This window comes from Rhizobium sp. 268 (assembly GCF_036571585.1).
Classification (GTDB): Bacteria; Pseudomonadota; Alphaproteobacteria; order Rhizobiales; family Rhizobiaceae; genus Rhizobium; species Rhizobium redzepovicii.
The window spans coordinates 1-22,913 of sequence record NZ_JAPPSO010000001.1; the positions used below are offsets into that span (position 1 = coordinate 1).

Sequence of the window (22,913 nt, forward strand, 5' to 3'; positions counted from 1 at the left end):
GCTGAGCTTGGCGTCGAGGCTCGCGACCATGCCGCGGATCATCTGCTGACGGTCGCCGGCATTCATGTTTTCGGCCGCCGCCACATCCTGCTGCGTGGGATTGCCGGGGGCAGCCTGATTGGCGCCCGGGGGAGCCTGATCGGCGCCTCCCGGCGCACTGCCATTCATGGCGATATGCTGGTTGACCAGCGGCAGCCAGGGCGCATCGGCCGGAGATTGTTTCGCCAGCGCTTCGAAGGCCTGGCGCGCCTCGTCGCGTCGTCCTGCCTGCTCCATGCTGAGGGCGACGTAGAAGCGAGCGCGCGGATTGTCGGGTTCCAGCGTCAGCGACTGTTCCAGCACCTGCCGCGTCTCCTCCGTCACCACGCCGTCGGAGACCGCCATCAGCGTTTCGGCAAGGCCGTCGAGCCGAGCCGGGCTTGGGCCGAGCAGCCGGATGGCATTGCGGTAGGCCAGTTGCGCGTCGTTCACCCGCATGGTGCGCAGATAGATCGGCGCCAGCACGTCCCAGCCCTTGCCGTCATCGGGGCTCTCGGCCAGGTGCCGTTCCGCCTTGACGATCAGCACCGCCATGTCGTTGCCGGGATTTTCCAGCCGCGCTTCCAGCGGCTGCGAGGGCAGGTCCGGCCTGCCCGTCGTCAAGTAAAGACAGAGGCCGAGAAGCGGCAGCACCAGCAGCACGAAGGCCTCAGTGAAACGGTGATGCCGTGCAGGTTTCGGCGCCTCTTCCGGCCCGCCGGCGGAAACGGCGATCAGCCGACGGCCGATTTCGGCCCTGGCATAATCGGCTTCCTCAGGCGTGATCAGCCCGCCGTTGAGATCGCGGTCGAGTTCGCGCAGCTGGTCGCGATAGACCGCCGCCTCACCCGCACGGATATTCTCCGCCGCCTTCGCACCGCGCAGAAGGGGGTAGAGCAGGACGGCAGCGACGACTGCCGTCAGAACGGCAACGAGAATCCAGAACAGCATATCGGCCCAAATACGTGAAGCCGGCCGCCATTCCAACTGCCAAAGCCGGAATGACGAAGATTTGAGGCTATAAGCCGCAATTCACCTGATTTAGCCGAGCGGGGACCAGCTGCCATCCTCGTTGCGGCAGGCGGCACCCCGCACCACGGTGTCCTTGCCGTCGACGGTCAGTGTATGGGTATATTGCCGGCAGTTTTGCGAACCGACCTGATAGGGTGCGGCGGCGACCACCTTGCCGGTGACGTCCTTGCCGGTCCACAGCATCGGCTGCCCGACGGCAGCACCCTCCAGCGCCCGATATTCGGCCTCGAGTGCCCGCTGCTTGTCGCTATCACCAAGCGTCACGCCGCTGCGGCCGACAAGGCCGCCCTGCAGCGCGGTGAGGAAGGCGGCCGAGGCCGAGGGCTTGCTCGAAAAAATGCCGCGTGAAGCAGCACCCTTCGTCGTCGTGCAGCCGGTGAGGGCGACGGCGACGAGAAGAGCAGAAGCGATCATGCCTTGCGAGCGTAAAATCATTGCGTCGAACCACGATCAGGGGTCAATTTCAGCCGATCGAAGTGCAGCGTCCCCGTGTCAGCATTAAGGCAAAGCATGCTATACATTTGCCAGTATCTTTGTGACATCAAGCAGTTGCTCATGCAACATCCTTTGTGATGCCGGGCAGGATAAGCTTTGCCTTGAGCCCGCCCCATTCGCCGCGGGAAAGCTCGAGCCGTCCTTGATACTCACTTGATATCTCGGTGACGATCGACAGGCCAAGCCCGGTTCCGGGCTTGCTCTCATCGAGCCTGCGGCCGCGCTTCAGTGCCTCGCGGATCTGATCGGGCTCCAGGCCCGGCCCGTCATCCTCGACGGCGAGTTCCACCCAGTGGCGGCGGGCGCTTGCCTCGGCGCCCCTGACGTCCTCGCCGGCCTCGACGGCGGAAAGCCGGACCTTGCTCTTGGCAAAACGGGCCGCATTCTCCAGGAGGTTGCCGACGGTCTCCTCGAGATCCTGCTGCTCCATGGCGACGGCCAGATGCGGTGGCGAGACGACGAGATCGAATTCGGTATCGACGTTCAGCCGGCGCATGACGCGCACCAGCCGCTCCAGCGCCGGCTCGGCATCGGTGCGGGCGAGCACGGATTCGCGCTGCGCGGCGATGCGGGCCCGGTTGAGATAGGACTGCACCTGGCCCTGCATCGATTCCGCCTGGCTGCGCACCAGTTCGCCGTGGGATTTTTCGAGCACGCGCGCCTCATTGAGGAGAACGGCGATCGGCGTCTTCAGCGAATGGGCGAGATTGCCGACCTGCATGCGGGCCCGCTCGACGATGCGGCGGTTGCTGTCGATCAGCGCGTTGACCTCATTGGCAAGCGGCAGAATCTCGCGCGGGAAGTCGCCCTTCAGCTGCTCGCTCTCGCCGGCGCGGATGCGCTCCAAGGCGGCACGCGCCTTGTCGAGCGGCTTCAGGCCATAGAGAATCGCCAGCGCATTGACGATCAGGCTGCCGACGCCGAAGCCGGCAAGCGCCAGATAGAGACTGTGGGAAAAGGTACGCACGTCGTCCTCGACGACATCGACATTGCCGGTGACGCGGACGCGCGCCGCGCGCCCGTCGGTGTCGAGCACGACTTCGGTTTCGGCCACCTGCACGCGGTTCCCGGAGGCATCCGTCACCTGGTAGTAGCGTTCGTAATTCTTGTCGAAGGGCGCCTCGACGACCGAGGGCACCGGAATGAGCGCCGAGCCGAGCGAGGGCGACACCAGCGGCGCTGTCGTATAGGTGCCGAGCGGCTCCACCACCCAATACCAACCGGTCTTCGGCTGGGCAAAACGCAGGTCGCCGAGCTGCGGGCTGCCGCTGAGCGCGCCCTGATCGCCTATCGTCACCGAGTTGATGACGTTATAGAGCTGCGCCCGCAAGAGATCCTGGAAACCGCGCTCGGCGCTCTTGCGGTAAAGCGTGGAGATCAACAGGCCGATCACGACAAGCGCCACCGTCGACCAGACCGTGGTCAGCAGCAAGACACGTGCAGTGAGCGACTTAATTCGCATGTTTCGGCGCTTGAATGCGGTAACCGAGACCGCGCACCGTTTCGATCAGATCGACGCCCATCTTCTTGCGCAAACGGCCGACAAAGACCTCGATCGTGTTGGAATCGCGGTCGAAATCCTGGTCGTACATGTGCTCGACCAGTTCGGTGCGCGAGACGACCTCGCCCATGTGGTGCATGAGATAGGCAAGCAGGCGGTATTCGTGCGAGGTCAGCTTCAGCGTGGTACCGTTGACCGTCGCCTTCGAGGATTTTGTATCGAGCCGCACCGGGCCGCAGATGATCTCGGAAGAGGAATGCCCGGCCGCACGCCGGATCAGCGCCCGAATGCGCGCCAGCACTTCCTCGACATGGAAGGGTTTGGTGACGTAGTCGTCGGCGCCTGCGTCGATGCCGGCGACCTTGTCGCTCCAGCGGTCGCGCGCCGTCAGAATCAGCACCGGCACGCCGCGGCCGGCGCCGCGCCATTTTTCAAGAACGGTCACTCCATCCAACTCCGGCAGGCCGATATCGAGAATGATGGCGTCATAAGGTTCGGTATCGCCGAGGAAATGGCCTTCCTCGCCGTCGAACGCCTGGTCGACGACATAGCCCGCCTCCTTCAGCGTGTCGGCCAGCTGCCGGTTCAGATTGACGTCGTCTTCGACTACCAGAATACGCATCGGTCCGCCTTCGTCCGCTTCAAATCGATCTGTCCTGAATAGACCGATTCCGCCTACATCGGAACCTTTACCGTCACCTTGCGTGGACGCTGTCCGTTGCCCGATACCAGAACGGTGATGATGCAGGTATCGCCCACCGGCTGCACGGAGAGAAGCTGGCCGCCCGTCTGCTCGACGACCTGGGCTGCCGCGGCGCTGCAATCGCCTGCTACGCTATGAACGAGGGTGCCCGCGCCATCCGGTGAAGGCGCCGATACCACCAATCCGGCGGCCAATGCTGCGACGCTCAGAGGAAAGGCCATGTGCTATGCTTTCAAGGTAATGCCAACGTGGCCCGAATATGTACTCACGCGACCTGAATGGCAAATGAATGCGCTGTAATGCAGGGCGTTTAGAACCATTCTCGACTGCTGGCGGCAGCGGCTGAAACCCGCCGCCGCGCCTGCGTTCGGCGGCCATCTTCGCGTGGGAAAAGTCTGCAGCGCTAGGCACGCACGGAGTGCCGAGCGCGGACGAATAGCTGGGCGCCGCGGACCGCCGGGATTGCGATCGCAGCTTTTGCCGACCGGTCGAAGCTGTTATGTCCTTGCTGTTTCCGCATTCAGGTCATTTCAGCACCAATGCCAAATTATTTCCGCTTCCGCTCGGCGCAGACGGTCACCGTGCTTGCCATCACCCAGGTGATCGGCTGGGGCACGACGTTCGATATGCTCGGGGTGATGGGCCGCATCGTGGCGCCCGCTCTCGGCCTGCCGAACGAGGTGGTGTTTGCCGGCCTGACGATCATGATGATGATCAGCGCTTTCGTTGGTCCCGCGACCGGACGCTGGCTCGCCCGCTATGGCGCCGCCCGTGTGCTTTCGGCCTCATCGCTCATCTTTGCGCTCGGCTTGCTTCTGCTTTCAGCCGCAAACGGCATCATGCTTTATGCCGCCGCCTGGGTCGTCATCGGCATCGGCGGCGCCTGCGGCCTTTCGGCACCGGCCTATACGGCCGTCGTCGAGCGCGAAGGGGCGAACGGCAAACGCGTCATTGCCATCCTCATGCTGTTCACCGGGCTGTCGAGCACCGTCTTCTGGCCGATCCTCAGCCTGCTGAACGAAACCGTGGGATGGCGCATCACCTTCCTCCTCTGTGCCGGCCTGCAATTCTTCGTCTGCCTGCCGCTGCATCTTTTCGCCCTGCCGAAACCGATCGTAACGCATATCGAAAGCGGCGCGGCAGACATTGGCCCGGTTGCGCTGTCGAAGGCGGCACGGCGCAAAGCCTTCCTGCTGATTGCGGCGGCGACGACGATCTCGACCTTCATCACCTTCGGCATCTCGCCATCGCTGCTCGAAATCTTCCGCCAGTCCGGCGTTTCGCCGGCCTTCGCGCTGCAGCTCGGCGCGGCACGCGGCGTGCTCGGCATCTCGGCGCGTTTCCTCGACATGCTGCTCGGCCGGCGCGGCAACCCCATGCTGAGCGCGGTCATGGGCATCGGCTTGATGATGGTCAGTTTCCCGATCATGCTGGTCGCCGGTTCGTCGACACCGCTGCTCGTCACCTTCGTTCTGCTCTACGGCTTCGGCGCCGGCGTCATGACCGTCGCCCGCGCGCTTCTGCCGCTGGCCTTGTTTTCACCTGCCGAATACGGCCTGCAATCGGCCCGGCTGTCGCTGCCGCAAAACCTCGCCAACGCCATCGCTCCAGTCATCTTCACCGCCATCCTCGACCGCGCCGGCGCCGGGCCGGCCCTCATCGCCTGCGCCGTTCTCGCGGCCTTGTCGCTGACCTTCGTGCTGATATTGATGGCGATGGTGCGCGGCGCCCACGCATCGCAGCCGAGCCCTGTCGTTTCATAAGAGCCCGGCCAGCCTGCGGCGTTCTCTGTCAGCCATTCTTAAGGTGCCTTGATTATCATCTATCCTTAGAAGGGCACGCGTTCGCTACGCGCGCCGCCACCAAGGCCGGAAGACGATCAATGAGCAGCCGTTTTTGGCGAATCTTTTAAATCGCTTGCAGCTTCTTTTTCGAAGGTTGAGTCCGGCGGCTCAGAAGTTGAGTCAGCTTTCGCGCGATATCACCGCGGCAGATCACTTGTCCATTTGAAACTATGAAGAATGTGCTCGGCATCCCCAAGGCTTTAAGCTCACAGGGGCCGTTTCACTGCCGTGCGGCTGTCGTAGTCGGCGGCGATGCGCTTTTCACGAAGCGGCCGCACCCGCTCGATCGAGAGCTGATAATCCGGATGGGCCTTGTAAGCGGCAAGTGCTGCCTCGTCGTCAAATTCGCCGTAGACCACGAGGTCGATCTCGGTGCCCAGCTGATCGGTCTTCACATTGGTGCCGATTTCCAGGAGCCGCGCATGCGGAATGGCGGTCAGGATCGAAAGCCCGGCCCTCACCTCCTGCAAATGCTCCTCCTGCACTGTGAAGAAGACGATATGGCGGATCACGCGAAGCTCCTGTCAAGTTTCAGAGGGTCAGCCGCGCGATAACACGCGAGCCCCAGGCCTTCAACCGCGCGATCACGCCATGCGCAGCATTGGGACGCATCGCCGCATGGAAGGCCATGGCGTAACCCGCGAGCTTTTCCGCCCGGTCGGTGCCATTGACGATGCGCCGCGCGTTCACCCAGTCCTCGGTCGCCCCGTTCAGGTGATCGGCAAGCTTGTGGCCGGTAAAGCTGCCCTGCAGCATACCGTCGATCAGGATGGTCACCGCCGCATCCATCTCCATCGCCCGGTCGGGATCGGCAACGAGGTCGATACCCGTCAGCACGCTCATCGCCTCATAGTTCCGCTTGTGGGTGAGCTGCACCAGGCCGCGCCCGAGCCAGCTGCGGCCATCTTCATCGGGCCGCCAGTAGGGCGTCTTTACCCAGGAAAGCCGGCCTGCGGCAAAGGCCGTTTCCAGGATCTCGACGGCGCGGGCATCGCTTTGCGCCAGCGTCTCGCGAACCGGCTGCATCGTATAGGCGGTCTCATGATAGGCGGTGGCGAGGATATAGGCGAGCCACCGCCGGTCGGCATGCGGAAACCGCTCTTCCCAGGCGTCGAGAATCGCCGTGATGCCCACTACCTGAGGATGCGTCAGCTCTCCCTTGAAGAGTTCGCTCTTCACCGCATCGAAAAATAAACTTCGGTCCATGTGGACGACCATTCCGCGCTTCCCAGAAAACATCGTGGTTAAAACCGCCTTAATCGATTAAAATCCATTTAATCGTTTAAAGTCTTTAAGCCACTGATTTACACACCTTTTATCTTGTGCAATGCATCTTCTTGCCCTGAAGCCTTGCCGCGAATAGAGGAGACTTCCGATGCAGACGCCTGCCACTCCGCAAACCACCATTCCCCAGCACCTCGTAGACCAGATGGAAAACGAATGGCGCCAGATTCGCCTTGAACGGGAAAATCCGCGCCCGGCCCAGCAGCCTCAACAGCAACGCTGAGAGATACAGGCAAAGCGGCGCGGATGTAAGGCCAGCCCTCATCGCGTCGCAGCCTCAAACCGCTTCGCCAGCGTTTCCAGCGAGCGGATAAAGATCCTTTCGTCTCCCAGCGCCCGCGCCAACACCAGCGCGCCTTGAATGCCGGCGACGCCCTCCTCGGCGAGCGCTTGCGCCTCGTCGTCAGAATAGCCTGCCCGGCTCAACGCCGAACGCACGGCGCCGATCCAGCGGATGAAATAGTCGCCGATCGCCGCCGAAAACCGTTCCCTCGTGTCGTCAAGGGCGAAGGCGCCGACGAGGCAGATGCGGCGGCCGGATCTGAAGTAATCATTCACATTGACCCACATCGCCGCGATCGCCTGACGGGCGTCATCCTGTCTCAGCGGCCGATAGATCGCCTGCTCGAACCAGGCGTCGATTTCGGCAAGCACGGCGTTAGCCATCTCCTCCTTGCCGCCGGGAAAGAAGTGGTAAAGGCTCCCCTTGCCGAGGCCGGTGCGTTCGGTGATGCGGCTGAGAGACGTCCCCTCATAGCCGAGTTCGCGGAAGATTTCCGCCAGCAGCGGCACGATGTCGGCGCGTTCGTAGACGGTCTTCACCGGCGGAGTTTCCTTGGCCTCGCTTGCGTCAAAGGCCAAGCTCGGTCAGGCCGGGATGATCGTCCGGCCGCCGGCCGAGTGGCCAGTGGTACTTGCGCTCCGATTCTCGGATCGGCAGGTCGTTGATGCAGGCGAAGCGGCGCTGCATCAGGCCGGCGGCATCGAATTCCCAGTTCTCATTGCCATAGGAGCGGAACCAGTTGCCGCTGTCATCGTGCCATTCATAGGCGAAGCGCACGGCGATGCGATCGTCGGTGAAGGCCCAGATCTCCTTGATCAGCCGGTAATCCAACTCCTTCGCCCATTTGCGGGTGAGAAAGGCAACGATCTCGGCGCGGCCGTTGACGAATTCGGCGCGGTTCCGCCAGCGGCTGTCCGGCGTGTAAACGAGCGAGACGCGCTCGGGATCGCGGCTGTTCCAGCCGTCCTCAGCAAGGCGGACTTTCCGGGTGGCGGTCTCAAGGGTGAAAGGCGGGACGAGGCTGGACATAGGCGCTCCTGTACTGAACGGCAATGATTGTACCGATTGGTACAATGATATGCAAGACGGCCGGGGCAGCGTTTTGCAGCTCCTCACCCGCGGGCGCGCCGTAGCAGATCGGCGCTCTCCTTCTTCCATCGTAGCGGCAAGGCATCCGGGCGCAGCACGATCTGTTCCGGCGTGAACCGCCACAGCCGTTCCGCCCGTTCAATGCTGGCGACTTCGGGCGAATCCAGCAGCACCTCGACCTTTCCCGCCAGTTGCAGCATGTCGCCGGTTTCAAAATCGACGAAGACCAGCCCGGCCTTCGGGTTGACCAGAAAATTGCCGAGGGTGTTGAAGAACCGATTGCCGGAAAAATCGGGAACGGTCAGCACCCCATCGGCACCGACATGTACGAAGCCGACGTCGCCGCCGCGATGGGAAACGTCAACCTGCCGCTCGCCATTGTCGCGATCGACATAGGAGGCGACGAAGAAGGTATCGGCGCCCTCGATCATCCCGCGCATGCGATGGTCGAGTTGACCGGGATGCAGCGGCACCACCTCTGTCGGCCTATCGGGATCGCGGACAAAGACGGAAGAGCGAGGCTGGATATATTGCGGGCAATTGCCGAAGCTCTGGCCGACGCGCAGGCGGAAGGCTTCGGCATCCGTTCGGCGAATGACGCCGTTCAGCCGGTTGCGCCGCCGGGTCTCGAGCTGGATGCCGAGCATGGCGATCGCGTCGCCATCCTCCATGCCGGCATCGACCGGATCGGCCGGATCGCGCGGCAGGTCGACATCGAGGCTCTCCGGATCCGGAGAGGACATGAAACCCGGTCGCGCAGCCCGCACCGTTGCCCAGACATCGCCTTTGGCATCGACAGCGCCGAGCACTATGAAGGGCAGCATCGGAAAAAATGCGCGGTGCTGTTCGGGCATCGCCTTGCGGACGAAATTCCGGCCGGGTCCATCCATGCGTTCGACGACCCCGACGCTGCGCTGCATGGCGAGTTCGCCCCGATGCCAGGGTGACGTCGCGTCGTCTCTTGTCTGCTCCAGCATGACGGCCTCCTTGCGGGCATAATTTGGGAAACCGGGACGGTGATCCGTCCCGGCGCAGTCTCACGCGGCAAGGCCGATCTTCGTCTTGCGAAAGCCGACGAAACCGGGCAGCGCCTCGATGCGGGCAAGCCAAGCGCGAACGCTTGGATAGGCCGAGATGTCGACATTGCCTTCTGGCGCATTGGCGATGTAGCTGTAGAGCGCGACGTCGGCGATGACAGGATTGTCGCCAAGCAGGAAAGTGCGGGCGGCGAGCTCTGCCTCGATCAGCGCCAGAATGCGATGCGCCCGGGCGATCACTTCATCGGTGCGGAAATCGGCGCCGAAAACGGTCACCAGGCGGGCGGCGCACGGTCCATAGGCGATCTCACCCGCAGCAACCGAGAGCCATTTCTGTATTCGCGCCGCGGCCAATGCCTGTTCCGGCAACCAGTCGGTGCGGCCATATTTGCGCGCGAGATAGACGAGGATGGCAGAGGAGTCGGCAATGACCGCTCCATCGTCGTCGAGGACCGGCACCTGGCCAAAGGGATTGAGCTTCAGAAATTCGGGCGCCTTGTGGGCGCCCGCCGCCAAGTCGACCTCGACCAACTCATAGGGCACGCCAAGCAGCGACAGAAAAAGGTGAACCCGGTGCGAATGGCCGGAAAGCGGGTGGTGGTAGAGTTTCATGATGGTTTCCTTTGGTCTTCCCCATCGACGGGGATTGAGGATGGCCGCCTGCGAACCATCTGCGGGGAATGTATTGCCTTCCATTTGATTGCAGTAGAATGCTAATCTGGAAGGCATATTCCCATTTTTCGGAAGGATAAAATGGACCGCCTCGACGCCATGACCGTGCTTCTCGCCGTTGTTGAACAGGGCAGCCTATCCGCCGCCGCCCGGCATTTGCGGTCGCCGCTCGCCACCGTCAGCCGCAAAATTTCCGAGCTGGAAGCCCATCTGAACGCCCAGTTGCTGCAGAGAAGCAACCGGAAGATCACGCTAACGGAGGCCGGCCGCTCCTATGTGGAGGCGGCGCGGGAAATTCTCGATCGGGTGGAAGAGGCGGAACGGACGGCGGCGGGCGAATACAGCGTGCCGAAGGGCGAGTTGACGATGACCGCACCGATCGTCTTCGGGCGGCTGCATGTCCTGCCCGTGGTGGTGGACTTCCTCAAAGCCTATCCCGATATCAATCTGCGGCTGATGCTTGGCGACCGGCTGTCGAACCTCGTCGAGGATCACATCGATGTGGCGCTCCGGATCGGCAACCTGCCAGACAGCAACCTGATCGCCACTAGGCTCGGCGCGATGCGCCGGACGGTCTATGCCAGCCCGGATTATCTCGCACGGCAGGTCACACCTCGGCATCCGGGCGATCTCGCCGCGCATCACTGCATCACCTTCGACGGCATGGCCTCGACGCTGAACTGGACATTCACGGAGGGAAAACGCGATCTTACCGTGCCGATCCGCTCACGGCTTGCCGTCAACACCGCCGAGGCTGCGGTCGATGCGGCGGTCGCCGGCCTCGGGATCACCCGGGTCCTGTCCTATCAAGCCGCACGCGCTGAGACGGCCGGCCTGCTTACGCCACTGCTTGCCGATTTCGAACCGCCGCCGGCACCGGTGCATCTCGTCTATCCCGCGCAGGGATTGGTGCCCCTGAAATTGCGGGCGCTCATCGATTTCGCCACGCCGCGCCTGCGCGCCACGCTCAACAGATCTCAGGCTAGTTTACCCTCTTCCGCCTTGTAGAAATACTGGCTGGCGACCAGCCAGCCCTTCAGCGGCCGCAATGGCGGAATGCAGGTGGCGAGCATGAAGGGGCCGGTGACCAGAAGCTGCACCCAGATCGGCGCGGCAAACGCCACCTCCAGCCAGACGCCGAGCAGCACGCTCGGGATGCAGGCAAAGCAGATGACGAAAAAAGCCGGACCATCGGCCGGATCAGCAAAGGAATAATCGAGGCCGCAAGCCTCGCATTCCGGCTGCAGCGTCAGGAAGCCGTTGAACATATGGCCCTGGCCGCAGCGCGGGCAGCGCCCCCTGATGCCGGTCTGCAGCGGAGGAAGCGGGGGATATTCGGTTTCCATGACGATCACACCTTGTTCTGCGCCGGCATCAAGCCAATCAATGCCGATAAATGTATGCATTCAATATAAATACATTTTTCGGACATTGCCAGTCAACTCGTCAGAATGTCGCAGAGTTCCGCAGGCCGGGCCGACCGCGTTTGTCTGAAGGGCTTAGCTGCGGCGTTTGCGGCTCAGAAGAACGAAGCCGCCATTTCCGGCGGCCCCTCCAACGCATGGGCCATGAAATCCAGTGCGCCTTGCAGCTTCTCCCGGCTGATCGGGCCGCCGAGGCAGACACGCACGGCCTCGGGCGCGGCGCCCTCGACCGTAAAGGCGTCGCTTGCCACGACGCCGATGCCGGCGGAGCGCATGTGGCTGCCGAAGGTGGAGCGGGTCCAGCCGTTGGAGAGCGGCAGCCAGATGTTGAAACTGAGCGGATCGGCGCGGTAGCTGCCTTCAGGCAGGAGGGCGGCGACCATCTGCTGACGGGCGGCGGCTTCCGTGCGGATGAAGCGCAGGATCGCATCGGCCGTGCCGTCTTCGATCCAGCGGGTGGCGAGCGCCAAGGTCAGCGGCGAGGCCATGACATTGTTGGCGCGCATGGCGCTGACGAAGGGCCACACGGCCTTGCTATCAGGCGCCACGACATAGGCAAGACGCAGGCCGGCACCGATGCATTTCGCCAGCCCGCCGATATGCCAGGTGAGATCTGGCGCCGTTGCCGCAAGCGGCGACGGACCTTCCAGCGGAATGAAGCCGTAGGCATCGTCTTCGACGATCGGCACGTGATATTTGCGGGCAACCGTAGCGATTTCTTCGCGGCGCCTAGCGGGGATGGTCAGCGTCGTCGGGTTTTGCAGCGTCGGATTGAGATAAAGCGCCTTCGGCTGCGACCGCTCGCAGGCTCTCGCAAAGGCGTCCGGCAGGATGCCGTCCTCGTCCATCGGCAGGCCGGTCAGATTGAGCCGCAGCTGGGCGGCGATCGAGCGCATGCCGGGATAGGTGATGATTTCCGAGAGCACGGTCTCGCCCGGTTTTGCCAGCAGGCCGAAGATCGCCAACAGGGCCGGATGGGCGCCAGGCGTGACGAAGATGCGCTCCTGCGAGGGCACCAGCCCGCGACGGCTGAGCCAGGAGGCAGCAGCCTCCTTGTCCATGCCGGAGCCGCCGAAACCCTGGTAGCGCAGGAGCGGAATGAGGTTCGCCGTCACCGCCGACATGCCCTCGCGCATGCGGGCGATCAGCTCGGGATCATCCGGTTCCGGCGGCATGTTCATCGAGAAATCGACGATGGAGGCGCGGCGAGGATCGGGCGCGGCGTCGGGCGCGAATCCCTGGCGCTCCTTGTCCGCGCCACCGGTGACGAAGGTGCCTCGGCCGACATGCGAATCGACAAGCCCGCGCTTCTGCGCCTCGACATACCCTCTCGCCACCGTGGTGAAATCGACATTCAGCCGCTTGGCGAGTTCGCGTTGCGGCGGCAGCCGGTCGCCGGCCACAAGGTGGCCGCTGCGCAGATCCATTTCGATCACATCGGCGATCGCCATATAACGCGGGCTGCTGCTTCGCCCGAGATCGGGATGCCAGTCTTTCATGTCGTCATCCGTGCAGCTTGAGTCTTGATGGGATTGACTGTATATTGTTGCACGATGACGCTGTCACGAAAAATGTCGTATGCAAGACTTCGGTACGGCGATGAATGGCGTGGCGCAGTCCCCAGGGGTTGGAAATTCCATCGGCCATAGCCTTGCCTCCGCCCGCCCATCTTCTTACCTATTCAAGACAGAGTGCGCGAGATTTCGGCCTTTCGCGCCGGCGCTCTGTCAGGATGAAAGCATGAATATCGATCCAATTTTGCGGTCACTCGTGGCCGTTCGTTCTTCCATCCCGGAAGATGCCTTCACAGCAGAGACGCTGGGCACTGTCCGGGAGGGCAGTGGCGTGGTCATTCGCGACAATGGGCTGGTGCTGACCATCGGTTATCTCATCACCGAGGCCGAAGAGGTCTGGCTGACCACCAATGACGGGCGTGTCGTTCCCGCTCATGCACTTGCTTACGATCAGGAAACCGGCTTCGGCCTGGTGCAGGCTCTCGGGGCTCTCAATGCGCCGGCGGTGGATCTCGGCGACGCGGCAAACGCCAAGGCCGGCGATGCCGTCGTGCTTGCCGACGGCATCGGAGAATTCGTCGAGGCAAACATCGTCGCCCGGCAGGAATTCGCCGGCTACTGGGAATATCTGCTTGATGAGGCGATTTTCACGGCGCCGGCACATCCCTCATGGGGCGGTGCGGCGCTGATCGGTTCGGACGGCAAGCTTCTAGGCATCGGTTCGCTTCGCCTGCAAATGAGCCAGGGCGACGAGGTCGCCGATATCAACATGATCGTGCCGATCGACCTTTTGACTCCGATCCTCGACGATCTGTTGAACCGCGGAAGCGTCAACAAACCGCCGCGGCCCTGGCTCGGCGCATTCTCCGCCGAGAGCAATGGCGGCGTGGTGGTGATGAGCGTTGCCGAAGGCGGCCCGGCCGCCCAGGCGGGCCTGCGGCAAGGCGATATCATCTCGGAGATCCGCGACGAAGAGGTCGATGGCCTGGCCGATTTCTACCGCAAGGTCTGGAGCAGCGGCCCGGCCGGCGCCGAGATTCCGATGCGGATTCTCAGGAACGGCCGGGAAGCCTGGCTGCGCATCAAGTCCGCCGACCGCAACAATTTCCTCAAGAAGCCGCAGCTGCAGTAGGTCGCCGACCGCCGCCAAATGCGCTTTCCGCTTGCGCGAATTCTACCGGCGGAGATCTCCGGTGATCCAGCCGATCGCGGCCTTCACCCGTCGCGGCACGAATTGCCGCGACGGGTGAACCGCATGGATCGGCAGGCTGTATTTTTCCCAATCGGCAAGCACTTCGGTCAGCCGCCCGGCGGCGATGTCTTCCTCTACCAGGACCAGCGGCGCATAGACGAGGCCGGCGTCTTCCACCGCGGCAACGCGCATGGCTTCGCCATTGTCGATACCGATATTGCTGTTGATCTTTGCCGCCAGTACCCGTCCATTTTGATCTTCGAAATGCCATTGATCGCGCGGGACGAGGTTGAGGCTTAGGATGCAGCGGTGCTCTTGCAACTGCTCGGGATGGGTCGGGGTGCCGTTCTTGCCGAGATAACCTGGAGAGGCGCAGCAGACGAAGCGATAGGTGCCGATCCTTCTTGCGATCAACGAAGATGGCCGCAGATGCGCCACTCGAATGGCAAGGTCATAGCCTTCGGCGATCAGATCGACGTTCCGGTCGGTCAGATTAAGCTCCAGACTGACCGCGGCATGCTGATTGGCAAAGCGAGCAATGGACGATGCCAAGCGCTTCACGCCGAGCGTCGTCGGTCCGCTGATGCGGAGGTGGCCGGATATTTCATGGTTGTCGGGGCCGGCAATATCGTTCAGCTGCTCCAACTCATCGATGACCCTGCTTGCTCTCTCCAGAAATCTCAGGCCGATCTCGGTGAGCCTCTGGGTTCGCGTGGTGCGCTCGATCAGCTTGACACCATAATCTGTTTCCAAAGCCTGAATGCGCCGGCCCACCATGGCGGGCGAAAGGTTGAGCCTGGCGGCAGCTTTGGCGAAACTGCCAGCCGTCGCCACGGCTACAAAGGTCTTCAAATTGGTGAGATCTGTCATTCGATACTTTTATGCAATTATATTCCGCCATTCAATGCCATTTATGATGTGATCGCGGTCGGATATATCGACGTCATTCAACTCGATGAAGGAACCGACCATATGAAAACCGCTATTATCGGAACTGGAAACATGGGTGCCGGCTTGGCGCGTCGCCTGGCAGGCAAGCGCGAGCTCATCCTCGCATCGCGCAATGAGGCCGCGGCAAAGTCGCTTTCCGAGGAGATCGGCGCGACGAGCGCATCGATCTCTTCCGCCGTGGCCGAAGCCGATGTTCTGGTCGTCGCGCTGCCTTATGCCGCGGCGCTCGAATTTGCCGAAACCGCAGCATTGCAGGGCAAGATCGTCATCGACATTACCAATCCGCTCAAGCCTGATTTCTCCGGCCTGCTGTTCGGTCACGACACATCTGCAGCCGAAGAAATCCAGCACAGGGCCAAAGGCGCCAAGGTCGTGAAGGCCTTCAATACCATCTTTGCCGAGCTGTTTGCGGCTTCCCCAAAGCACAGCTCCACGATACCGGTCTTCCTGGCCGGGGACGACAATGCTGTCGAAACCGCCGCAGCGCTGGTGAAGGATGCCGACTTTGCTGTCGAGAAAACCGGCTCGCTCGATGCCGCTCGCCTGCTCGAACCCTTGGGGATGCTGAATATCCGCCTTGGTTACGGCCTGGGCCGCGGTACCGGGATCGCCCCGAAATGGGTCGCCATCGACGGCTGAGATCACGGCTGGTCTCCGCCCATGCGGGGCCAGTCATTCCTGCTTCCTGATTGAACGGCTGACCGAGTCGCTGAAAGGATCGCCTAAATCATTGAGCTGCCAAACCATATCGGCTAGACCCGTTCCTGACGTGAGACGGCGGTTGAAAGATGGTGGCGTCGTTCGAAGCCTGGGCAAACCTCTGTCGTCTGATTGGCTTCGCCATCGACAAACAGCGCGGCCTCGCCGCGGAAGATCGCGCCCTCTCCAGGCTGCGCCGGCGGCCTCTTTAGATCGTCAATGCACTGAGATAAGCGGATCGCCATCTGCCGCCTCCCGCGACGCGCGAGGACGCGTGCTGTCGTTGGCGACCTTCCTGTGCCCGTCGGCTGCAGCCTCGCGGATTTTCTGGAAGCGGTTGTCGCCAGCGTCTTCTGCGGCTGGCTGCGGGTCGCTCTTTTTTTGAAACGGATCATCGATCATTCCTGCGTCAACAGAGGGAGCGCCCCGCACAGGTGGCGGAGCGCTCTCGAAAACAGTGTCAGGCGGCAAGCGTGGTGGCGCAGGCTTGAACACTCCGACTGTCGGGTGAGGTCTGCCCAGGCATGGTGGCCCAGCCGCCGGCCTCAACGAACTGACGCTGCTTGTAGCCGTCGGTGATCGCCTTGAACTCGGTAAGCTTGGCGGCCGCATCCGGCGCTGCTTTGAACCGCTCGACGCAAATGGCCGACGCTAGATCTCCGCGTGCAACGTCGCCGGCGGCGGCTGCCGCTTTGCTTGACGTGCCGCCTGTTACCCAACCGCCCCAGCTGAAGCCGATAATCATCGTGGCGATCGCCGTGACGACGCAGGCCCAGACGAGAAGCGTCTTGGATGGCTGGTAACTGTCGAAACGCTGGGTGATCGATGTTTTACTGCTGCTCTGCACGGACATTGGAATTCTCCCTGTCTATTGTTCAAGTTGCGCCGTCCGACGACGCCGGACCGGTTCAGGCTGTTCTCAGTATCCCATATCGCCCATGCCGCCATTTCCGGCTGCAGGGGCGGAGTCTCTTGCGGGAATGTCGGCGATCATCACCTCGGCGGTGATCAGCAGCGCCGCAATCGAACCGGCGTCCTGCAGAGCAGTGCGCACGACCTTGGCAGGATCGACGATGCCGGCCTCGATCATATCGACATAGGTCTCCGTTTGGGCGTCGAAGCCCTGATTGTCATTATTACTGCCCGCGAGTTTGCCGACGACGATTGAGTCCTCGAACCCGGCATTGTCGGCGATCTGTCGGATCGGGGCTTCGAGCGCCCTGAGCACGATCGAGATGCCCGCCGTCACGTCGGCGTTCTCCCCGGTCAGGCCCGTCAGGGCCGACTTGGCGCGCAACAATGCCACGCCACCGCCGGGCACGATGCCCTCTTCGACCGCCGCACGGGTGGCGTTCAGCGCATCGTCGATGCGGTCCTTCTTTTCCTTGACCTCCGTCTCGGTCGCGCCGCCGACGCGGATGACCGCGACGCCGCCGGCGAGTTTCGCCAGGCGCTCCTGCAGCTTTTCCCTGTCGTAATCGGAAGTGGTCTCCTCGATCTGCGCCTTGATCTGCTGGATACGCGCATGGATGGCCGCTTTCTCGCCGGAGCCGTCGATGATCGTGGTGCTGTCTTTCTCGATCAGCACGCGCTTGGCGTGGCCGAGCATATCGAGCGTGACGTTGTCGAGCTTGATGCCGAGATCCTCGGAAATCATCTGGCCCGCCGTGAGCACGGCAATGTCTTCCAGCATTGCCTTACGGCGATCACCGAAACCCGGCGCCTTGACGGCTGCGACCTTCAGGCCGCCGCGCAGCTTGTTGACGACAAGCGTCGCCAGCGCTTCACCCTCGACGTCCTCCGAGATGAGGAGCAGCGGTTTGCCGGTCTGTACGACCGCTTCCAGGATCGGCAACATCGCCTGCAGGCTGCCGAGTTTCTTCTCGTGAATGAGGATATAGGGATCCTCCAGTTCCACGCGCATCTTCTCGGCATTGGTGACGAAATATGGCGAGAGATAGCCGCGGTCGAACTGCATACCCTCGACGACATCGATTTCGGTCTCGGCGGTTCGTGCCTCTTCGACCGTTATGACGCCCTCATTGCCGACCTTGTCCATCGCCTTGGCGATCATCTCGCCGATGGCGGCGTCGCCATTGGCGGCAATGGTGCCGACCTGGGCGATCTCGCCTGACGACTTGACCTTCATCGCCCGCGCCTTGATTTCCTTGACGACGGCGATAACGCCGAGATCGATGCCGCGCCTCAGATCCATCGGGTTCATCCCGGCAGCGACGAGCTTTGCGCCTTCGCGGAAAATGGAGGCGGCGAGAACAGTTGCCGTCGTCGTGCCGTCGCCGGCAAGATCATTGGTCTTCGAAGCCACCTCGCGCACCATTTGCGCGCCCATGTTCTCGAACTTGTCGGCGAGCTCGATCTCCTTGGCGACGCTAACGCCGTCTTTGGTGATGCGCGGTGCGCCATAGGCCTTGTCGATGACGACGTTGCGGCCCTTCGGGCCAAGCGTCACCTTGACGGCGTTGTTGAGCAATTCGACGCCGCGCAGCAGGCGGTCGCGCGCGTCGGTGGAGAACCTGATTTCCTTGGCAGACATGATATTTCTTCCCAGTTCGGTCTTGAGATGCTGGTCACAAATTCGACGCTCAGGCGGCTTTGTCGGCAGCCGCTTCGGTCTTTTCGACGATGCCCATGATGTCGGTCTCCTTCATGATCAGAAGGGTTTCGCCATCGATCGTGACCTCTGTCCCCGACCATTTTCCAAACAGGATGAGATCACCGACCTTGACATCAAGCGGGACCAGATTGCCGCTTTTGTCGCGGAGACCCGGGCCGACTGCGACCACTTCGCCTTGCTGGGGCTTCTCCTTGGCGGTGTCTGGAATGATGATCCCGCCCTTGGATTTGACATCGCCTTCCGCACGTCGGATGACGACGCGGTCGTGAAGTGAACGGAATTTCATAGAGGTCTTTCTGCTGCCGGCGCGTAGGGCGGCTGCAACTCATAAATAGCACTCGTGGCACTCGATTGATAGGAGTGCCAAGAAATATTATTCACGCAGGAATTTTTTTGAGATATTCAGGAAATCAATCCGACCGAGTATTTTGTAATAATCGGGAAGTGAATAGAATTTTTTGCGCCATCGCGTCCGATTTTATTTGAATGAACAAAGAGTTAATTTGGCGTTTTTCATAGATAAATCAGATTTTATCTTGATTTAAACGCAATCGAGGCGCAATGATAGGTCTCGTCGATTTAGCCGACCTGGCTTCGCGGTGTCAGAGACCTACGACCCGCCATCACCACTGAATTCTCGACAGCGATCCATAACGTCGTTCCGGCGTTGAGTTCGCCTGTTCCGATCCGGAATGAGCTTGGCGCTGACCGCGGATGTACCGGCAGCCTCGAGTTCGTCCGGTTCGGATCTCAATGATACAGGAAACATATCGGTGTATCCTGCGGAGGCCCGAGCCGTGACAAGTCGCACCACACAAACCGTCGTCCGCTTTTCATCCCCATTCCGCCTGCCCGGTTTCGACAGAGCGCAGCCAGCCGGAGAATACCGCGTCGATTATGACGAGGAATTGATCGATGGCGTCTCCAGGCTTGCCTGGCGACGGGTCGGCGCCTTCATCCACCTGCCGGCGATAGCCGCCCAGAGTTCGACGCAGCAAATGATGCCTATCCACTTGTCAGATCTCGAAACCGTGCTCGAAAAGGACCAAAAACCGTCATGACCGCTACGCGCATCCCGCAACGCAATGGACGCTCCATCCGGCGCGAGGCAGCAACACATATCTTCACGGTGGGGCAGACCGTCCGGGTGAAGGACGGGTTCTTCGTCGTTCCCTCCAAGCTCCCCGAAACATACCGTGTTACCGCCACGCTGCCTCTCAGAGGAAATGTGCTGCAATACCGCATCCGCAGTGACGATGAACGTCATGAGCGGGTCGTGACGGAAGATAGCCTGGAATCGGTAAACCTATCGCCCGCCGGCAGCGGCGCAACACTGATCGAGAGGACGTTTGGCCAAGGCCGCGGCCCGAATGACGAAAGGTTGACATCGTGAACAGCCATGGAGACGAAGCCGAACGAAGACGGAATGCCTTTGCCGTCCACACATGGGAAGCGCCCGGCCGCTACTCCATGGAGACCAAACACGACGGCCGGATCGAATCCGCCCGTTCGTGGACCGTCTATCGTGTTTCTGCAAGCGTTCCCGTGCACGCCGGCCATACGGAAGCCGGGGAAGACATGATGTCCTTCAATCTCCTCAACATAGGATATCGGAAGGAATGGCTCAGGCTGTCGGGCACCGCTCGGAGTGCTCGGAAGAGCCCGCCGGTCCAACCATGGCGCTAGCTTTTCTGAACCTAAGCCGTAGCTTCGATCCGGCGAGAAATGCTGTGCGCTTCGTGGGCCATGACGGCATGTTCCAGGTGTTGTTCTTCATCGAGGTTGGCGCGCTGGCGAAATCCGACGCCGCATTGCAAAGAACCGAGCCTTCGGTAACGAGGTGGCTATCCTCCTTCGACGCCCTGCGCAACTCCATTCAGGAGGTGGCGCACAAAGCCTACTCCTACCGCCGCCGCGCCTTGTATACTCTAACTGCGGCGGATTTCCGCTAGACGGATCCGGACGCGCGAGAACGCTCCATGTTGATCCGTTACGGCTATGAAATGACGCTGACCTGCCCGCAGCCGACCGCATTGGTATGTCTGTTGTCGGTGCATGAGGATCGTGCGGCCGACATCAGAGTTCCGGAAACGGTATTCACCACGCCCAATGTTCCCACTTCGACTTATCGCGACCTCTTCGGCAACCGCTGCCTTCGGCTGGTCGCCCCGACGGGCGACCTGACCATATGGGGCGATGCGACGATCGAAGACGACGGCAAACCGGACAGGTCGCTGCCAGGCGCCAGGGAACTCCCGGTTTCGGAGTTGCCAGACGATTGCCTCGTCTACCTGATGGGCAGCCGCTATTGCGAAACGGATCGTCTCAGTCAGATTGCGTGGGATATATTCGGCACCGTCGCACCCGGCTGGAGCCGCGTTCAGGCGATCTGCGACTTCGTTCACGGCCATATCCAATTCGACTACATGCAGGCGCGATCGACGCGGACAGCCTTCGAGGCGTTCCACGAACGCGTCGGCGTCTGTCGCGACTTTGCGCATCTGGCGGTGGCGTTGTGCCGTTGCCTCAACATTCCTGCCCGATATATCAATGGTCATCTCGGCGACATCGGCATTCCCGTCGTTGATCCAATGGACTTCAGCGCCTGGATCGAGGTCTTCCTTGACGGTGCATGGCATGCATTCGATCCGCGCAACAACACACCGCGGATCGGTCGCATCGTCGTCGCCCGCGGGCGCGACGCTGCCGACATACCGCTCATCAATTCCTTCGGACCGCATGTGCTGAAGGCGTTTCGAGTCTGGACCTATGAGATGACGGACCTGCAGCAGATGCAAAGCGTCTCCGAGGGCGCTGTTTAGAACGGATGCGGCAGCAGCCTCACCGCCCCCGAGCCGGACTCTGCCCTCCCCAAAACCACGTGACAGCGGCTGGGCTGAATCACCGGCCATGAATGAGCAGGCAAGCTGCGATGACGATGCAAGCCCATTCGTTGACTCGGGACGGCGGTTGAAAGATGTTGGCATCGTGCCATCTTGGGGATGAGCAATCCTTCGGGGATTGGCGAAAAAGGGAGGGAGTTTTGCGGCCCATGTTCGATCATGTCTCCATCGGCGTCAAAGACCTCGAAAGAGCCCGCCATTTCTATGATGCGGCGCTGGCGCCGCTCGGATATGAGCGCCTGTCCAATTCCGACACCATGATCGGCTATGGCCCGGAACGGGTCGGGCTCTGGGTGATGCAGGTCGAGCAGCCGGTTCTTGCCGATCTGCGATCCGGGCTGCATTTCTGCTTCGTCGCGCCTGATGAAGCCGCCGTCGATGCCTTTCACGCGGCAGCGGTCGCCTCCGGCGGCACTGATAATGGCGAACCCGGCATTCGGCCGGATTACGGGCAGTTCTATTATGCAGCCTTTATCATCGACCCGGACGGCTACCGTCTCGAAGCCTATTTCCATAAAGGCGAACTGTAATAGGCGCTAGCTCTGACGCAATTCCGGGCGGAAAATCGCTTCATACTTTTCCTGGAATTGCTCTACGCCGCAGCTCTCGATATCGAGACGCGGCAGCCGGAGGCGACGAGCGCCTCGCCGGCGACGTCGAGGAACAGGCGGCGGAACCAGCGCGCCCGGCCATCGGCCTGGTCGACGCGGCGATAGAGCATGGTTACCGGATCGGCCGGCAGCGAAAGCGGCGGCGCTGAGATCGTCAGTCCGTGCAATTGCGCCATGCAGCGTCCGATCGATTCCGGCACGATTGATATGGCCGGCATCGCCCGCAACGCCGTTGGCAGGGCGGAAAAGCGCGGCACCGTTGCCACCACACGCCTGACATGGCCGGTGCGGCTCAGCGCGGTGTCGATGCTGGTCGAGGCGTTGCCCTCGAACGAGACAGTGACATGGGCGACATCGGCGAAATCCTCAAGGCTCAGTGGCGCCTTCAGCTTGAGTTGAGCCTCATCGTAAATGCAGATCGATGCCTGATTGAACAGCGGCGCTCGGATGTGCCAGGAGGCTGGTTCGTCATGCACGGATACGCTGAAATCGAAGCCCCCCTCGTCCAGCCGGCGGGCGGCATCGCGCTTTTCGGAAGCGATGCCGATCAGCCGGGCGCCGGGTGAAAGCTGCAGCAGTCGGGCGGCAAGCGGGCCAAAAAAGGCCGATTCGAGATTGTCGCACATGCCGATGCGGAACTCGCCCTGCCAGCTTCCCGGATCGAAGTCGGCCTGCGGGCGAATAGCGCGCTCGATGCCCGAGAGCGCATCCTCGATTGCCGGAGCAATGGAAAGGGCGCGGGGCGTCGGCTGCAGGCCGCGACCGACACGCACGAACAGTTCGTCATCAAGTGTCTCGCGCAGCCGTCGCAAAGCGGCCGACAGGCCCGGCTGGCCGAGCAGCAACCGTTCGGCGGCGCGGCTGACATTGCGCTCCTGCATCAGCACCGAAAAGGCCAGCAGAAGGTTCAGGTCGATTTTGCGAAGCGTGGCATCATTCATCATCATGAGTAATACCTGGCATGGCTACTATCAATTTGCAATGAGGTAGGAAGATGTACATTTTTCCGTTCCCTGCCGTCCGCGC

The 22,913-nt window shown here is 61.8% G+C and carries 30 protein-coding genes; 11 read left to right on the forward strand and 19 right to left on the reverse strand.

The window, feature by feature from the left end; translation table 11 throughout:
* From ccmI to OS035_RS00025, 5 genes are all read right to left on the reverse strand, one after another.
* Positions 1-969, reverse strand: a 969-nt coding sequence (gene ccmI, locus OS035_RS00005; protein WP_331813207.1) for a c-type cytochrome biogenesis protein CcmI, incomplete at its 3' end; no start/stop codon positions are given.
* 90 nt (positions 970-1,059) lie between these two features.
* On the reverse strand, positions 1,060-1,485 hold the full coding sequence (locus OS035_RS00010; RefSeq protein ID WP_097627748.1) for a hypothetical protein: 426 nt from the start codon (positions 1,483-1,485) through the stop codon (positions 1,060-1,062).
* A gap of 118 nt (positions 1,486-1,603) precedes the next feature.
* Positions 1,604-3,007 carry a sensor histidine kinase gene (locus tag OS035_RS00015; RefSeq protein ID WP_097627747.1) on the reverse strand — a complete coding sequence of 468 codons (1,404 nt, stop codon included), beginning with the start codon at positions 3,005-3,007 and terminating at the stop codon, positions 1,604-1,606.
* Positions 2,997-3,668 (reverse strand): response regulator transcription factor, encoded by a 672-nt coding sequence (locus OS035_RS00020; protein WP_003569356.1) that lies wholly within the window; start codon positions 3,666-3,668, stop codon positions 2,997-2,999. Before OS035_RS00020 ends, OS035_RS00015 begins: the two co-directional genes overlap by 11 nt.
* Positions 3,669-3,721: 53 nt before the next feature.
* Positions 3,722-3,970: a hypothetical protein gene (locus OS035_RS00025; protein ID WP_003587696.1), complete on the reverse strand. Its 249-nt coding sequence runs from the start codon at positions 3,968-3,970 to the stop codon at positions 3,722-3,724.
* A 318-nt stretch (positions 3,971-4,288) separates the two neighbouring features.
* On the opposite strand from OS035_RS00025, the gene OS035_RS00030 reads away from it, so the two are divergent.
* Positions 4,289-5,512: an MFS transporter gene (locus OS035_RS00030; protein ID WP_097627745.1), complete on the forward strand. Its 1,224-nt coding sequence runs from the start codon at positions 4,289-4,291 to the stop codon at positions 5,510-5,512.
* Between the two features lie 287 nt (positions 5,513-5,799).
* Here the strand turns inward: OS035_RS00030 and OS035_RS00035 are convergent, their stop codons facing one another.
* Together OS035_RS00035 and OS035_RS00040 are read right to left on the reverse strand one after the other, a co-directional pair.
* Entirely contained in the window at positions 5,800-6,105 is a 306-nt protein-coding gene (locus tag OS035_RS00035; RefSeq protein WP_097627741.1) for a Dabb family protein, read from the reverse strand.
* Between the two features lie 19 nt (positions 6,106-6,124).
* Positions 6,125-6,811, reverse strand: a complete 687-nt coding sequence (locus tag OS035_RS00040) for a hypothetical protein (protein ID WP_097627739.1) — start codon at positions 6,809-6,811, stop codon at positions 6,125-6,127.
* Positions 6,812-6,968: 157 nt separating this feature from the next.
* Between OS035_RS00040 and OS035_RS00045 the strand changes: the two genes are divergently transcribed.
* Positions 6,969-7,100 carry a hypothetical protein gene (locus OS035_RS00045; RefSeq protein WP_003587702.1) on the forward strand — a complete coding sequence of 44 codons (132 nt, stop codon included), beginning with the start codon at positions 6,969-6,971 and terminating at the stop codon, positions 7,098-7,100.
* Positions 7,101-7,138: 38 nt separating this feature from the next.
* Here the strand turns inward: OS035_RS00045 and OS035_RS00050 are convergent, their stop codons facing one another.
* The 4 genes from OS035_RS00050 to OS035_RS00065 form a co-directional block, all read right to left on the reverse strand.
* Entirely contained in the window at positions 7,139-7,699 is a 561-nt protein-coding gene (locus OS035_RS00050; protein WP_097627774.1) for a TetR/AcrR family transcriptional regulator, read from the reverse strand.
* A 28-nt stretch (positions 7,700-7,727) separates the two neighbouring features.
* Positions 7,728-8,189: a nuclear transport factor 2 family protein gene (locus OS035_RS00055; RefSeq protein ID WP_003587706.1), complete on the reverse strand. Its 462-nt coding sequence runs from the start codon at positions 8,187-8,189 to the stop codon at positions 7,728-7,730.
* Between the two features lie 83 nt (positions 8,190-8,272).
* Positions 8,273-9,226, reverse strand: a complete 954-nt coding sequence (locus OS035_RS00060) for a pyridoxamine 5'-phosphate oxidase family protein (RefSeq protein WP_097627737.1) — start codon at positions 9,224-9,226, stop codon at positions 8,273-8,275.
* A gap of 60 nt (positions 9,227-9,286) precedes the next feature.
* The gene (locus tag OS035_RS00065) at positions 9,287-9,898 is read right to left on the reverse strand and encodes a glutathione S-transferase family protein (protein ID WP_097627735.1); all 612 of its coding nucleotides are present in this window, start codon (positions 9,896-9,898) and stop codon (positions 9,287-9,289) included.
* A gap of 141 nt (positions 9,899-10,039) precedes the next feature.
* Here OS035_RS00065 and OS035_RS00070 point away from each other — a divergent pair, with 141 nt between their 5' ends.
* A complete protein-coding gene (locus OS035_RS00070) occupies positions 10,040-10,966 on the forward strand; it encodes a LysR family transcriptional regulator (protein WP_097627733.1) in 927 nt (308 codons plus the stop codon).
* On the opposite strand, the gene OS035_RS00075 is transcribed toward OS035_RS00070, so the two are convergent.
* Positions 10,936-11,304 (reverse strand): DUF983 domain-containing protein, encoded by a 369-nt coding sequence (locus OS035_RS00075; protein WP_097627773.1) that lies wholly within the window; start codon positions 11,302-11,304, stop codon positions 10,936-10,938. The genes OS035_RS00070 and OS035_RS00075 overlap by 31 nt on opposite strands.
* Positions 11,305-11,477: 173 nt before the next feature.
* Complete coding sequence (locus OS035_RS00080; protein WP_183777470.1) at positions 11,478-12,881, reverse strand: aminotransferase-like domain-containing protein; 1,404 nt, start codon at positions 12,879-12,881, stop codon at positions 11,478-11,480.
* A gap of 241 nt (positions 12,882-13,122) precedes the next feature.
* Here OS035_RS00080 and OS035_RS00085 point away from each other — a divergent pair, with 241 nt between their 5' ends.
* A complete protein-coding gene (locus tag OS035_RS00085; RefSeq protein WP_097627729.1) occupies positions 13,123-14,028 on the forward strand; it encodes a S1C family serine protease in 906 nt (301 codons plus the stop codon).
* A gap of 42 nt (positions 14,029-14,070) precedes the next feature.
* Here the strand turns inward: OS035_RS00085 and OS035_RS00090 are convergent, their stop codons facing one another.
* Complete coding sequence (locus tag OS035_RS00090) at positions 14,071-14,958, reverse strand: LysR family transcriptional regulator (RefSeq protein ID WP_097627727.1); 888 nt, start codon at positions 14,956-14,958, stop codon at positions 14,071-14,073.
* 102 nt (positions 14,959-15,060) lie between these two features.
* Between OS035_RS00090 and OS035_RS00095 the strand changes: the two genes are divergently transcribed.
* On the forward strand, positions 15,061-15,678 hold the full coding sequence (locus OS035_RS00095) for an NADPH-dependent F420 reductase (protein ID WP_097627772.1): 618 nt from the start codon (positions 15,061-15,063) through the stop codon (positions 15,676-15,678).
* A 276-nt stretch (positions 15,679-15,954) separates the two neighbouring features.
* On the opposite strand, the gene OS035_RS00100 is transcribed toward OS035_RS00095, so the two are convergent.
* The 4 genes from OS035_RS00100 to OS035_RS00115 form a co-directional block, all read right to left on the reverse strand.
* The gene (locus OS035_RS00100; RefSeq protein ID WP_239620401.1) at positions 15,955-16,140 is read right to left on the reverse strand and encodes a hypothetical protein; all 186 of its coding nucleotides are present in this window, start codon (positions 16,138-16,140) and stop codon (positions 15,955-15,957) included.
* 58 nt (positions 16,141-16,198) lie between these two features.
* A complete protein-coding gene (locus OS035_RS00105; protein WP_097627723.1) occupies positions 16,199-16,591 on the reverse strand; it encodes a hypothetical protein in 393 nt (130 codons plus the stop codon).
* Positions 16,592-16,657: 66 nt separating this feature from the next.
* Entirely contained in the window at positions 16,658-18,292 is a 1,635-nt protein-coding gene (gene groL, locus OS035_RS00110; RefSeq protein ID WP_331813208.1) for a chaperonin GroEL, read from the reverse strand.
* A 49-nt stretch (positions 18,293-18,341) separates the two neighbouring features.
* Positions 18,342-18,659, reverse strand: a complete 318-nt coding sequence (locus tag OS035_RS00115) for a co-chaperone GroES (protein WP_097627719.1) — start codon at positions 18,657-18,659, stop codon at positions 18,342-18,344.
* A gap of 511 nt (positions 18,660-19,170) precedes the next feature.
* Here OS035_RS00115 and OS035_RS00120 point away from each other — a divergent pair.
* From OS035_RS00120 to OS035_RS00145, 6 genes are all read left to right on the forward strand, one after another.
* Positions 19,171-19,434, forward strand: a complete 264-nt coding sequence (locus tag OS035_RS00120) for a hypothetical protein (protein WP_097627771.1) — start codon at positions 19,171-19,173, stop codon at positions 19,432-19,434.
* Positions 19,431-19,766, forward strand: a complete 336-nt coding sequence (locus OS035_RS00125; RefSeq protein WP_097627717.1) for a hypothetical protein — start codon at positions 19,431-19,433, stop codon at positions 19,764-19,766. Before OS035_RS00120 ends, OS035_RS00125 begins: the two co-directional genes overlap by 4 nt.
* Positions 19,763-20,059 (forward strand): hypothetical protein, encoded by a 297-nt coding sequence (locus tag OS035_RS00130; protein ID WP_097627716.1) that lies wholly within the window; start codon positions 19,763-19,765, stop codon positions 20,057-20,059. Before OS035_RS00125 ends, OS035_RS00130 begins: the two co-directional genes overlap by 4 nt.
* On the forward strand, positions 20,050-20,325 hold the full coding sequence (locus OS035_RS00135) for a DUF1488 domain-containing protein (RefSeq protein ID WP_331813209.1): 276 nt from the start codon (positions 20,050-20,052) through the stop codon (positions 20,323-20,325). Before OS035_RS00130 ends, OS035_RS00135 begins: the two co-directional genes overlap by 10 nt.
* A gap of 27 nt (positions 20,326-20,352) precedes the next feature.
* Entirely contained in the window at positions 20,353-21,195 is an 843-nt protein-coding gene (locus tag OS035_RS00140; RefSeq protein WP_097627712.1) for a transglutaminase-like domain-containing protein, read from the forward strand.
* Between the two features lie 230 nt (positions 21,196-21,425).
* Entirely contained in the window at positions 21,426-21,806 is a 381-nt protein-coding gene (locus OS035_RS00145; protein WP_097627710.1) for a VOC family protein, read from the forward strand.
* Positions 21,807-21,868: 62 nt separating this feature from the next.
* On the opposite strand, the gene OS035_RS00150 is transcribed toward OS035_RS00145, so the two are convergent.
* The gene (locus OS035_RS00150) at positions 21,869-22,831 is read right to left on the reverse strand and encodes a LysR family transcriptional regulator (RefSeq protein WP_097627770.1); all 963 of its coding nucleotides are present in this window, start codon (positions 22,829-22,831) and stop codon (positions 21,869-21,871) included.
* Positions 22,832-22,913 lie beyond the last annotated feature (82 nt).

Coding starts and splice junctions, on each gene's coding strand:
- OS035_RS00080 (WP_183777470.1), bottom strand. CDS start 12,881: ATGAAAGACTGGCATCCCGATCTCGGGCGAAGCAGCAGCCCGCGTTAT.
- OS035_RS00090 (WP_097627727.1), bottom strand. CDS start 14,958: ATGACAGATCTCACCAATTTGAAGACCTTTGTAGCCGTGGCGACGGCT.
- OS035_RS00140 (WP_097627712.1), top strand. CDS start 20,353: ATGTTGATCCGTTACGGCTATGAAATGACGCTGACCTGCCCGCAGCCG.
- OS035_RS00100 (WP_239620401.1), bottom strand. CDS start 16,140: ATGATCGATGATCCGTTTCAAAAAAAGAGCGACCCGCAGCCAGCCGCA.
- OS035_RS00045 (WP_003587702.1), top strand. CDS start 6,969: ATGCAGACGCCTGCCACTCCGCAAACCACCATTCCCCAGCACCTCGTA.
- OS035_RS00025 (WP_003587696.1), bottom strand. CDS start 3,970: ATGGCCTTTCCTCTGAGCGTCGCAGCATTGGCCGCCGGATTGGTGGTA.
- OS035_RS00135 (WP_331813209.1), top strand. CDS start 20,050: ATGGCGCTAGCTTTTCTGAACCTAAGCCGTAGCTTCGATCCGGCGAGA.
- OS035_RS00015 (WP_097627747.1), bottom strand. CDS start 3,007: ATGCGAATTAAGTCGCTCACTGCACGTGTCTTGCTGCTGACCACGGTC.
- OS035_RS00125 (WP_097627717.1), top strand. CDS start 19,431: ATGACCGCTACGCGCATCCCGCAACGCAATGGACGCTCCATCCGGCGC.
- OS035_RS00010 (WP_097627748.1), bottom strand. CDS start 1,485: ATGATTTTACGCTCGCAAGGCATGATCGCTTCTGCTCTTCTCGTCGCC.
- OS035_RS00030 (WP_097627745.1), top strand. CDS start 4,289: ATGCCAAATTATTTCCGCTTCCGCTCGGCGCAGACGGTCACCGTGCTT.
- OS035_RS00095 (WP_097627772.1), top strand. CDS start 15,061: ATGAAAACCGCTATTATCGGAACTGGAAACATGGGTGCCGGCTTGGCG.
- OS035_RS00115 (WP_097627719.1), bottom strand. CDS start 18,659: ATGAAATTCCGTTCACTTCACGACCGCGTCGTCATCCGACGTGCGGAA.
- groL (WP_331813208.1), bottom strand. CDS start 18,292: ATGTCTGCCAAGGAAATCAGGTTCTCCACCGACGCGCGCGACCGCCTG.
- OS035_RS00150 (WP_097627770.1), bottom strand. CDS start 22,831: ATGATGAATGATGCCACGCTTCGCAAAATCGACCTGAACCTTCTGCTG.
- OS035_RS00105 (WP_097627723.1), bottom strand. CDS start 16,591: ATGTCCGTGCAGAGCAGCAGTAAAACATCGATCACCCAGCGTTTCGAC.
- OS035_RS00065 (WP_097627735.1), bottom strand. CDS start 9,898: ATGAAACTCTACCACCACCCGCTTTCCGGCCATTCGCACCGGGTTCAC.
- OS035_RS00020 (WP_003569356.1), bottom strand. CDS start 3,668: ATGCGTATTCTGGTAGTCGAAGACGACGTCAATCTGAACCGGCAGCTG.
- OS035_RS00145 (WP_097627710.1), top strand. CDS start 21,426: ATGTTCGATCATGTCTCCATCGGCGTCAAAGACCTCGAAAGAGCCCGC.
- OS035_RS00085 (WP_097627729.1), top strand. CDS start 13,123: ATGAATATCGATCCAATTTTGCGGTCACTCGTGGCCGTTCGTTCTTCC.
- OS035_RS00055 (WP_003587706.1), bottom strand. CDS start 8,189: ATGTCCAGCCTCGTCCCGCCTTTCACCCTTGAGACCGCCACCCGGAAA.
- OS035_RS00040 (WP_097627739.1), bottom strand. CDS start 6,811: ATGGTCGTCCACATGGACCGAAGTTTATTTTTCGATGCGGTGAAGAGC.
- OS035_RS00075 (WP_097627773.1), bottom strand. CDS start 11,304: ATGGAAACCGAATATCCCCCGCTTCCTCCGCTGCAGACCGGCATCAGG.
- OS035_RS00060 (WP_097627737.1), bottom strand. CDS start 9,226: ATGCTGGAGCAGACAAGAGACGACGCGACGTCACCCTGGCATCGGGGC.
- OS035_RS00070 (WP_097627733.1), top strand. CDS start 10,040: ATGGACCGCCTCGACGCCATGACCGTGCTTCTCGCCGTTGTTGAACAG.